We start from the raw sequence: 12,274 nt of genomic DNA, 5'->3' as shown, positions 1-12,274 counted from the left end.
TGAGTTCCCTGCCTTCGCTGATCCATATCGTCCCGCTGATGCCAGGAGATCCGCATCATGTCCGTCGCCACCCTCTATGACGCCTTCGTGCGTGCTGCGGCTCAGGGCAGGCTAGATGCGGCGATCCTGCCGTTGATGGGTAAGCTGGTGGCGGTTCTGGGGGTCGATGTCCTGCCGGTTACGGGCGGGCGGGCAGAGCGCCTGCCGTCGACGGCGCGGCTGACAGGCACGTCCAGCTGGGCCGATGGTACCGGCTGGACACTCATACTCACCGGCACCGTCGATGATGCGGGCCGTGACCAGCTGGCCCTGTCGCTTGAAGCGAGAACCACCGACGGTTTCGTCGATCTGACGACATTGATCCCCGATCTGCCGTCATCCCGCGTGCCCGTGCCGGGGTCGAACGGCACCGTTATGCTCGGCACTTCGGTGCTGGCGGGCCTTGGACCACAACAGGCGACGGTCACGGCGACGGCAGTCGACGACGGGACGGCCGCAGCGCCCCGTCCCGGCCTCTCGGGCACGCTCGTCCTGACCGACACGCCGCTCGCCCCCTACGCCCAGCTTCTCGGCAGCACACGGCTTGCGCTGTCGGGCGTGTTCGATCCGCGGGCCGAGGCCGCCATTGCCGACAAGGTCGACCTTCAGGCGAGCGCGCCTGATGCCGACACTGCCTGGTCGAAGATGAACGTCGAAGCGCTCGATCTGGTGCTGACGACCAACTATGTCGACATCTACAGCCTTGAAGAGCCACCGGCGCTCATCTCGGCAGTCCTGCTGCGCCTCGTCCTGCAGGTCAATACCGGTACCCGTCATGATGTGGCCGTGACCGTACCATTGCTTCAGGCGGAATCACTCTGGGACATTGACGGCAACATCGATCCGCCGCTGACGCTGTCGGACGGTATCATCGCGCTGCTGCAGCTGTTCCCGGGCACCTCTCCCGACACCTTCTCGCTGCCGCCAGGGGTGGCGGCCCTCGATGCTTTCGGCCTCTCCCAGCTCCGGTTCGGAATCCCCAACACCGGCGGCACCTTCCCGATGCCGACGGGCATTTCCTTCACCGGCGCCACGCTGGTCTCGACCACGGCCTGGGACGTGCCGATCCCTTTCATGCGCATCGATCAGCTCGGCGCAAGCTGGCTGGTGATGTGGGATGGCGCCCGCCCCAACTGGACCGCGAGCCTGTTCGGAACCATGCGGTTCGGCTCCAAGACCGGTGACGGCAATGTGCCGCCGGGCGATGAGGTGACCGGCAGCAACGGCGAGCCGGTCTATCTGGACGTGGTCGCCAGCCTGCCGAACCTGTCGGTCAATGCCGCGACCCGCGGTGCCATCGAAATCGACCTTGCCTCGGCCATGTCGGTGTTCTTTCCAGGCACCCAACCCGACGTCGACGCCTCGCTGATCGTCGACCGGATTACGATGAGTGCCACCCTGCCGACCCAGACCTATGGCGCCACCCTCACCGCCCATGGCACCTGGGAGATCCCGATCGGCAACGTCACTTTCACGCTGGACAACGTGACCTTCGAAGTGACGGTGTCACAGGCGCGGATCTGGGGCGGTCTGTCGGGCATGATCGGCGTCAACGTCAACGGAGAACAGGCCACCATCCTCTCTGCCGGGGCGTATTATCCGGGTGACGGCAGCTGGAGCTTCCAGGGCGGTCTGGCCGTGGGCGAACTCAATCTCGGCGAGTTCGTCTACGCCTTCCTCGGCGAAACCCCGCCGGACTGGCTGCCCGACCTGCTGCTCACGAAGCTTTGGGCCGCCTATTCGACCGGCACCGGCAACCCCTATTCGGTCTCCGCCGCAGTTGCCGTGCGCTGGGACCCCGAAGTCCTGGGCCTGAAACTGTCGCTGATTGCCGAGGCCGATATCCGCCGCCGCCCCAAAGCCGGCACCGGCGCCCTCGCCATCAGCGACCGCATCCGCCTCGACGGCCTCTCCCGCGCCCGCCCGCAGCTGCATGCCGTGGTCCTGCGCGACGCCGCGGCGGGCGATGCGCCCGAGATGATCTACGAGGGCAATGTCAAAGGCGCCTTCGAGATCAACAATCTGATCGTCACGCTGGGTTTCTCGTTCCTTGCCCAGGAACTCACCTGGCTGTTCCGGCTGGATCTCGACCGCTTCTCGCTGGAGGCCCGCACCTCGTGGACCGGCGAGGGAGCGAAGCGCCATCAGGTGCTGACGGTGGAGATGAAGGGCGTCACGCTCGGCGCCATGGTCGAAAGCTTCGCGGCGCTGGCCAACCCCAATGCCAATTACCGGCTGTCGGCGCCCTGGACCTTCCTGAACGACATCAATCTGGGCAGTTTCACGCTGATCATCGACCCGACCGAACAGTCGGTGACGCTCAACTACGCCATCAATCTCACCCTCGGCTTCATCACCATCAAGACGGTCGGCATCCGCTACGACCGCAAGACCGGCGAGCCGCAGGTCAATATCGAGATCACCGGCAATTTCCTCGGCAAGGATTACGGCCGCGAGCCGGGCATGTCGCCGCTGGGCTGGGATGCCCTGAACGACAGCCCGCCCGCCGTGCCGGGCAAGGGCAATTCGCTGGTCGATCTGCGCTATATGGGCTTCGGCCAGCATGTCACGCTGGAAGGGCTGACCCGGCCGGATTCGCTCGCCGACGTCATCCGGCTGATGCGCGCCCAGCTCCGGCCCGTGGATGATCCGAACCGCAACCCGCTGGACCAGCCCAGCGGCAACCAGCTGCATTTCCAGGAATCCAGCCAGTGGCTGATCGGTCTGGACGTCACCCTGATGGGCACGGCGACCGTCAAGCTGGTGATGAACGATCCCATCCTCTACGGCGTGCTGATCGCGCTGCAGGGGCCCGAGGCCGGCACGCTGTCGGGCTTCAGTTTCGAACTGCTCTACAAGAAGGTCACCGACGATATCGGCGTGTTCCATGCCCGCCTTCAGGTGCCGGACATGTTCCGCCAGCTGGATTTCGGCGCGGTCGCGATCACGCTCGGCATCATCACCGTCGACGTCTTCACCAACGGCAATTTCAAGGTCGATCTGGGCTTCCCGCACAAGCGGGATTTCTCGGTCTCCTTCGGTCTGCAATACGGGCCGTTCCTGGGCAAAGGCGGCATCTATTTCGGCCTGCTCAACGGCGCTACCTCCACCCGGGTGCCGGCCATCACCAACGGCACCTTCTCCCCCGTGCTGGAACTGGGGCTGGGGCTTGCGGTCGGTGTCGGCCGCGAATTCAACAAGGGGCCGCTGAAGGCCGGGCTTTATCTGCAGGTCGAGGTGGTGTTCGAAGGCGTGCTCGCCTGGTTCCACCCCGACGATGCCGCCGCATCGAAGGCGATGTATTACTGGGCGCAGGGCACCGCGGCCCTGGTCGGCAAGGTCTATGGCAAGGTCGATTTCAAGGTCATCGCGGTCGATGTCAGCTTCGAAGCCTATGCCTCGGCAACCCTGACGCTTGCCGCCTATCGGCCGACCGTGATCGCGATGAGCGTGGGCGTGCGGGTCCATGCCTCGATCAAGATCGTGTTCGTCAAATTCTCCTTCTCTTTCTCGACCAGCCTCGACGTCTCGTTCACCATCGGCTCGGCCTCGACCACGCCCTGGATTCTGTCCGCCGATCAGTCCGGGCGGAGCCTGGATCAGCGGAATTCTGCGGCTCTGGGCGGGGCTGCCCTCGGCCGCTATGCCGCCATCGGCGTGGTGCCGCTCGCCAATGCCTCACGCGGGCAGGGCCAGCGGTTCCGCCGACGGCCCGGCGACATGGCGCGCATGACCCGGATGCTGACCCGCGCCCGGCTGCGCAGCGACGCCGCCCATGGCCTGACCCATCCGATCGCCCGCCAGATGGCGGTGCTGGCAGAGACCGCCGCCGCAGTCCTCGATCCCTGCGCCGAAGGCGTCTACCGGCTGAACTTCGCACCGGATGCGAAGGTCTTCGCAAACCCACACACGCTCGATCTGCGCATGGTGCCGGGCTTCACCATCGCCGATATGACGGTGGCCTGGCCCGGCGGCAGCACCCCGCCTGCCGCCGATCCGGCCCGGCGGATGGTGATGATGCTGGCGATCGACGGCCCGGTGGCGGTGGATGCCGAGACGCTGGAGGCCCGCCGCAAAGCCGCCTTCACCGCCACCGCGCGGGCGGAAGACCAGGCGGAGACGCCCTTCGCCCTGCTGGCCGAGGCGATGTTCCGCTGGGCGGTGTCGGCGCTGGGGCTGGATCCGATCAGCGCCACGCTCACCGCCGGCGATCTGGCCGAGCTGGCCGCACAGATGGATTGCCCGCAAACCTTTGCCGAAGGCTTCGGCTTCGACAATCTGAGCGGCTTCCTGGGCGGCAATGTCGATTTCCACCTCTCGGGCCCGCCCTCGGGGGATGATCCCGACCCCCTGCCCGGCGTCGCCTTCCCGATCCCGCCGGTGCTGGGCTGGACCAGCCCCGATCTGCCGCCGCCGGAAAACGACCGCAACTTCGCGGTGTATCAGCCGGTCGACGACGCCTATGCCGACCGGATCGCGGCCTATTTCCGCCAGCTGTCGCCGCAGCCCATGGGCGATGGCGGCCAGCCCTCTGCCGGCATCCAGCCCGACGAACCGCTCGCCTCGGTGGTGTTCCGCGAATACATGCTGCTGGTCGCCAAATACATGGTCCAGGCGGCCGAAGGGCTGTTTGCGCGCTTCCCCGTCGAGATCGACGCCGACACCACCCTCGCCGCCCTGGCCGGCAGCTTCCCGACGGTTCAGATGCCCTATGTGGTGCATCTGGGCGATACGGTCGCCCAGCTTGCCGCCACCTTCGGCTACGACACCGACGAGATCCTGGCGCTGAACCCCGGCATCACCGAAGAGCTGGCCGCGGCGGCGCCCGGCACGGTGTTGAGCGTGACGCTGGGCGTGACCCCGGCGGCGATCGCCGCCGCCAATCCCGAACGGCTGCTGACCCCGGGCAAGACCGCACAGGTTGCGGCCCTGGAAACCCAGATCCGGACCGGCGACACCCCGGACCGGCTCTGCGCCCGGCTGGGTGCCTCGGTCGATGCCTGGCTGCAGACGGCGGCCGCCCTCGACGTGTCGGCGATCACCCGCGCGGGCGCGCCGGTCGCCCTGCCCCAGGGCGCCGGTGTGGCGCTTCAGGGCCTGACCATCACCCAGGCGGCGGCGCTCTATTACGTCCGGCTGAATGCCGGCACCCCTGCCGTCACCCTGCTCCCCGAAACCGGCTGGTATGCGGAAGCGATCACCAGCCTGAACGGCGATACCATCGGCGCCGATGGCAGCCTGCCGGCGGTGGTGAAGCTGCCCTCGGCCTTCGACGTGCTGACCGATCCGGTCGATTGGACGCGGCTGGCCGGCGACACCCTGCCGATGCTCGCCGCCGTCACCATGCTGTGGCAGAACCCCGATACCGATCCGGCTTTCGCCGCCTGGGCGGCCGCGGTCGCCGAGCTGAACCCCGGCTATGCCGGCGGGCCGGTCACCCTGCCCGCCGCGACCACCGCCCTCCTGCCCGATGAAAGCCTGCGCGCGCTGGCGGCGCGGCTGCTGATGGTGGCCGATGCAACCGCAATTCCGGCGACACCCTCGGAAAACTTCCGAACGGTTGTGGCGACCACCGATCTGCTGGCGCCGCTGGCCCCGGTGGTGGTGACCGACTGCCGGCTGACCACCATCGACAATCAGACGCTGCGCGCCTTCGCCACCTCTTACGACCTGGCGATCGAAACCACCGGCATGGTGGTGGCCGATGTGCCGGGGGTCTTCGCGGTGGATGCCGCGCTGCCGCTGATCGTGCCCGATCTTGCCGCCATCGGGCTGGCCCGGCTGATGCCGGCGCTGACCGGCGATGCGCCGGTGCGCGATGTCGCGGGCCAGGTCTCGCGCTTCATGCTCCATGGCCAGCGCCTGCCCGCCCCCCAGGGCGACGACAGCCAGTTGAGCGGTCTCTACGACCTGATCGGCCAGCAGGTCACCGGCCCCGCCCCCGACACCACCCAGCCGCCCGAAACCGTGCGCCTGACCCTGACCGTCACCGAAACGGTGGAGGTGCCCTGGCTGACCCTGGTTGCGACCGAAACCGCGCCGCCGACCGAAGGGCTCGCCGCCTTCACCGCCCGCAACACCGATCTTGCCGCCCGCAACCCGGCCGCCGCCGCGGGCCGCATCCGCCCGGGCATGATCCTGGAGGTGGACGACACCACGCAGCTGGTCATCCAGGTCACCGAGAAGATGCTGGAAGACGGCTATCCGGCCGATACGCTGACGCCGGTGTTGAGCGCACCGCCGGCGCCGTTGCAGCTTTGGGAAGACGTGCCGGTGCGCCACGGCCTGTCGCAGATGGTGATCTGGCAGACGCCGAACCAGATCAATCTGCCGGCGCTGGGCGAGGGCGCCGAAACGGCGAGCATCGGCATGCCGTCCTTCTGGCCCTTCGGCAGCGATCTGGCCGCGATTGCCGCCGCGGCCGATGGCGGGCCCTGGCAGCTTTATCGCACCGATCCGGAAAAGGGGCCCGACAGCCCCGCTTTGCCGGTCCACCGCTCCATCTGGGCCAGCCTGATCGATATCGGCATCAGCCGCATTCCCGGCCGGCCGAACACCGCCAGCGTCACCGGCGCCGATACGGCGGGCCGCCAGCTGCTGCTGGAACTCTGGCGCTATCTGGAAACCCACCCCGACGACAATGCGGTGCTGTATTTCGGCTTCCGCCTGTCGCCGGCCGCCGGCCTGCCCGGCGGGCTGACCACCACCGGCATCGACCGCAGCGCCAGCTATATCGTGCGCACCAATCTGTCGACCGAAACCCGTTCGGGCAATCTCTCGGCCAACCGGCTGGCGCTGGCGGACGGCGACCTGCCGCCCTCCAGCCCCTATTTCGCCCCGGTCGGCGATGCCGAAATGTTCCTGAAACTGGTGTGGGAGGCGAGTGTGGTGGGCGGCGGCGGCTATTGGCTGGAGCTGACCGATGGCGACGGCAACGGCTATGGCGACGAGATCTGGAGCCAGGAAGGCACCGCCACCGTCACCATCATCGCCCTGCTGGCCAGCCAGTCGGCGGCCAATCCCGACCGGCAGCTGCATTCCTTCAACACCGCCGCCCTGGTCGCCGACCCGATCGACCCTGCCGCCACCGCCCTGTTCGTGGCGGCCCCCGATGATCGCGACCAGACCCGCCAGGCGACCGTCGCCCAGGGCAATGTCGGCTTCACCATGGGGCTGGTGAACCCGCCGGATGCAGGCGACGACCCGGATCTGCGCGCCCGCCGACTGTACAACCTGGCCGGCTATCAGCTGCCCGAGACCGAGGTCTTCGCCGCCAGCAATGCCGGCAGCCCGGTCGGCCCCCGGGTCGACGGCAGCGCCGCGGCGGTGGACCGGATGCGCATGACGCCCCGGATGACGGCCGATGCGGTGGATGAAAACGACCAGACCCTGTCGCAGGTCATCCCCATCCACCGCTATGCGAAGACGCCGACGGTGCCGGCGATTCCGGGCCTGCCGCCCCAGGCGGGTGACCCCTATGCCGGCATCTCGGCCACAGGGCGCACGGCACCGCCGGTCGCGACCGTGGTGTTGGGCTTCCACGACGTCTACGGCAACGCCACCGCCGAAGGAGACGCATGATGAGCGCCGCAGTTTCGTTCGACGCCGCCTCCGGCACCGTGGACATGGTGGTCGGCTATACCGACCCGATGATCGGCGTCACCTCCTGGCCGGTGACCAGCGTCGCCTGGGGGGTCACCTCGGCGGCGGAAGGACAGGTGGGTGCCCGGCTGCAATTGCGCATCGCCATGCAGCCGGGGGGGCTGACCGCCGGCGGCACGGTCGCGGGCGATGCCGCGGCGGCGACCGCGGCCGATATCGGCGCGCGCTTCGGCGCGATCTGGTACCAGATCATGCAGCCCGACGTGACCGCGGCACTCTCCACCTCACTGGATCAGCCGGCCGCCGCCAGCCCCACGGCGCTGCCGGTGCCGATGGACGGGCTGCGCGCCCATGTCTCGGCCTGCTATGCCTTCTCGACCGCCGCCGCATTGATGGGCGCCAGCCTCGCCGATCCAACCGTCACCCCGACGCTTGCCGATGTGGTGACCCGCTACGGGCTCGACTGGCAGGCGCTGGGCCTGGCGGCCGGCGAACGGCCGGTGGGGCAGCTGGTCGCCCTGCCCGAGGCGGGGCTTGCGGTGCCGGACTACGTGGTCTTTACCGCCGGCAGCACGGTCGCCCAACTCGTGCCCACGGGGCTCGACCCGGCGACGGTGCTCGCCGATGACGACAACATCGTGCTGCCGTTGCTGCCCGGCACCGAGCTGGTGATCCCGGCGGCGGAACATGCCCAGCCGGCAGATGGTCTCTCGGCCGGCGAGCTGGCCGAGGCTTTCGGCGTGACGCTCGCCAGCCTGACCACCGCCAATATGGACCGCCCGGCCCTGCTTGCCCCCGGCTTCGTGTTCAGCGCCCAGGGCATCGAGGTAGAGGTGCCGGCAACCGGGGAGCCCGGCGCCGATGCCACGCTCGACGACATCGCCGCCACCTTCCGCGACAATGGCGTGCCCTATGATGCGGTGATGACCGTCGGCGCCAATGCCGCGGCCGGGGGCATGTTCCGGCCGGGCGTGACCCTGACCGTCGACCGCAAGCTGATCCGCGACGGCTGGACGCTCGACGACAACGACACCGGCCAGACCGCGGCAACGCTCGCCGGGCTCAACACCGCCACCATCGATCTCTTCCCGGCCGGCGCGCCGCTGTTCCTGAAGACGACCAGCGTCACCGGCCTGGCAGATGCCCCGCTCGGTGCTACCGCCCGCGCCTATGGGGTGGAGCCGGGCGATCTGCTGCGCCACAATGCCGGGCTGGCGCCCGTGGCCCCCGCAAATGGCGGCGGTCTGCCCGTCCCCGGCCTCTCGGCCTGGCCCCAGGATCCGACCACGATCCGTATCCCCTGGCGGATCCTGGGCGGTACCACCATGACGGCGATCGCCGCACGCTTCCTGCCCCTCGGTAGCGATGCGGAGGTGGCGCTGACCCAGGCCAACCGCGCCATGCCCGGCACGGTGGCGGGCGGGCGCAGCATCACCGTCGACGGCCAGGCGCTGGCGACCGAACCGGGCGACAGTTTCGATGCGGTGATCGCCCGCGCCGACCCGCCGGTGACGATCGAGGCCTTCGCCGCCGCCATCGCCGACGATCCGGACGCGCTGGCGACCGGCGGGCTGCTGCTCTGCGGCCCGGCGCTGACGGGAGATGCCGCCCTCACTCCGCCCGATCTGGGCGCGCGCTACGGGCTGGACCCGACCCTGATCCTGTCGGCCAATGCCGCGACACCCGGGGTGATCGTGGCGGGGCTGACGCTCCGCCCCTCACCCGTTGCCGCCACCCCCACCGTCACCACGGCGGCGGACGACAGCCTGAACGCCATCATTCGCCGCTTCGCCGCGGCCGGCATCGCGGTCACCATCGGCGATGTGGTCACCGGCAATGCCGATCAGGCCTGGATCGCGGCGGCCGCGAAACTGCTGCTGCCGCCGGCCGATACCCGGCTGGAGGCCGGTTTCGGCACCGGCGGCTGGCAGTTCCCCGACGTCATCTTCCCGCTCAGAACCTGGATCACGCTGGCGCGCGACCCGCGGCTGGTGGACCCCGCCTTCCTCCGCGAGGGCGCCGATCCGGGCCCCGTGGCGCAGGTGGCGAGCCCGATCGCCGTCACCCGCAGTGCGGCGCCAGAGCAGCAGGAAGACGGCGCCGTCACCCTCGACGTCTTCGCCGCGGCCATCGAAGCCGCGATCGACGGGCTGAAGATCGCCACCGGCAAGGTGCTCTCGGCCGAACGCGACCCGGCGCCCACCGATGTCTGGGCGGTGTCTTTCGTCGATCCGGGCGGCATCACCAGGGTGGATCTGGCACCGCCGCTGACGGTCGACTGGAACCCCTCTCCCCAGCCCTGGAGCTTCGGTCTCCGCCCGCTCTCCAACACGCTGGAAGCGGAAAGCGGGGTCACGATCAGTATCCTGGATCCTGCAACCGGAACCTGGGGAAAATCTCAAACCTACGACTTTCAGGGGATTGATCTGGAGGTCTGGGCCCGCTCCTGGCTGGCCGGGCTGGATCTGATCTGCACCGCCCCCTATGCCGCGCCGGCCTATCGGGTGAACCCGTCGGCGCTGGAGACGATCCTGGCCGCCAAGAAACTCACCGCCTGTGCGGTGGCCGACGGGCTGTCGGCGATCCTGGCCGAGCAGGATACGGGCCCCGGCGCCATCAACGGTGCCGGCTGGAAAGCGGCGCGCGAGGTGCTGTATCAGCGCCTGCTGCGCACGCTGGCTGCCGGCTACGACACCACCGCGGTGCTGCAATTCGCAGCCGAGGTCACGGCCCCCGCCGCGGCCGCGACCGCGCGTCTCTCGGGCGCCGGCAAGCTGACCGAGGTGCCGGTCGACGGCAATGGCGGCGTGGGTGCGGAGGGCGACCCCAATGCCTGGAAGGTCTCCCAGCTCGGCAACGCCAAGCTGCCGCTGAAGGCGGCCCCGGCCGATGCCAAAGCACCGGTCTCGTTCACGCTCGACGTCTCGCAGCCGGCGCTGCACCGCTCGGTGCGGCTGAAGCCGGTCTATGCGGTCAACGAGATCGAATTCGGCATCACGCCCGTCGACAGCGGCTATGACGCCTCCAACTGGCTGACCTTTGTTCTGCCTTTCGAAACCGATGCACCACCGGCCTTCACCGCCGATCTGGAGACGCCCCAGGTGCCGGTGCCGCTGCGCGCCTATCCCGACCTGCCGGCGCTGATTTCGCAGACCGCGACCACGCCCGACGATCCGCAGAGCGTGGCAGAGGCGGTGCACTGGGCCTATGTCTTCACCTACACCCATCAGAGCGCCGATCAGGACCAGATCCGGATCGAGCTGGAATTCAACCGCCAGCCCGCCCCGACGCTGCGGGCGATGCTCGACGAGGATGAAAGCCTCTTCGCCCTGCTCGCCCAGTATGCCTCCGCCGCCGACACCTTCTGGCAGATCCTGGCCGGGCTCCAGGCGCCGACCGCCGGGCCGGGAGACACGGTGCTGGCCGCCACGCTCGATACCTATGCGACGCTGGCCGGCAAGGTGGCGGCGCGCTGGTCGGCCTGGTGGGGGGTGGGCAGCTGCGACGATCTGGTGGCGGCACGGAGCCTGGTGCGCCCCGCCCATGAAGGGCTGGTCCCCGCCCACCGCACCACCAGGGGCCGGGCGGCCCTGCTCGGCCGGGCGCTCGACGGCTCCGAGGGGCCGGTGAACAGCTTCTTCCATTATCTGGCGACGCTGAACACCACCGTGATCGGCATCACCGAACCGGTGCAGGTCTATGCCACCCTCACGCTGCAACAGCTGGGCGAGGAGGCCGTGCCCTTCGACTGGCCGGAAATCCTGGTGATCCGCGACGACGGCGCCACCGCCGCCCTCACCGGGCGCGAGCCCACGGGCACCATGCGGATCTATGATTTCCCGCTGGGCGAGGGGGCGACGCTGATGCCGGCCTTCTCGCGGCTCTCCTTCCGCTACACCATCGGCGGGCTGCACATCGCCGCCTTCCAGAACGCCACCGCCGGCGTTTCGGTGATCCGCAATGCCCGGCTGCTGGGCGCCGAGGGGCCCGAGACCAGCTCGGCCTTCGTCTACCGCACGCCGCAGCTGGGCTTCCCCGAACCGCTGGTGCCGCTGATCACGGTGCAGGAGCGGATCGATATCGGCGCCTGGACCACCGACCCCGCCACCAACCCGCTGACCGCGGTGTTCAACGAAATGTTCGACGGCCAGCCGGCCGGCCAGCAGATCGCGGTGTCGATCCGCTATGGCTATACGCTGGTCCAGGCGGGGGCCGATTCGATCGAAACCCTGCTGCCGGTGCTGCTGCACCCGCGCTACGACTATACCAACGGCACGGTGTCGGGGATCATCCAGGCCGTCGGCCAGTGGCAGCAGGCGACACAGCCCGTCACCACCGGCGCGGTCTGGGGCTTCTCGATCAGCCTCTATTCCACCACCGACCCGGACCTGGACCGGCCGCTGCTGGAACTGCAGAAGCTGGTTTCGGCGATCGGGTAGGGGCGTGACCAAGACAAGACCCCCCACCCGAGGATCGCTTCATCGTCGGACATGACTACACGCCAGAACCTCATCGTCCGGCGTGCCGATCTCAATACCGTCATCGCGGTGCGGAAATCGGGTATCAAGCGTGAGAGATACCCGGCCGGCATCTGGAGACACCCCTTTGATCACCAGTGATTTGAGGAGAAACA

At 68.8% G+C, this 12,274-nt stretch carries 2 protein-coding genes; both read left to right on the top strand.

The window, feature by feature from the left end; genetic code table 11:
- The first annotated feature begins 57 nt into the window (after positions 1 to 57).
- Positions 58 to 7,620 carry a LysM domain-containing protein gene (locus tag CMO28_RS18660; protein WP_296715779.1) on the top strand — a complete coding sequence of 2,521 codons (7,563 nt, stop codon included), beginning with the start codon at positions 58 to 60 and terminating at the stop codon, positions 7,618 to 7,620.
- Positions 7,617 to 12,080 carry a hypothetical protein gene (locus CMO28_RS18655; protein ID WP_296715778.1) on the top strand — a complete coding sequence of 1,488 codons (4,464 nt, stop codon included), beginning with the start codon at positions 7,617 to 7,619 and terminating at the stop codon, positions 12,078 to 12,080. Before CMO28_RS18660 ends, CMO28_RS18655 begins: the two co-directional genes overlap by 4 nt.
- Positions 12,081 to 12,274: the final 194 nt, after the last annotated feature.

Source organism: Tistrella sp. (assembly GCF_002684955.1).
GTDB lineage: Bacteria > Pseudomonadota > Alphaproteobacteria > Tistrellales > Tistrellaceae > Tistrella > Tistrella mobilis.
The sequence above is the reverse complement of the archived record's forward strand: the minus strand, read 5'-3'. Positions and strand labels throughout refer to the sequence as shown.

Bases quoted from the DNA above. Each gene is read 5' to 3' on its own strand.
- CMO28_RS18660 (WP_296715779.1), top strand. From the start codon at position 58: ATGTCCGTCGCCACCCTCTATGACGCCTTCGTGCGTGCTGCGGCTCAG.
- CMO28_RS18655 (WP_296715778.1), top strand. From the start codon at position 7,617: ATGATGAGCGCCGCAGTTTCGTTCGACGCCGCCTCCGGCACCGTGGAC.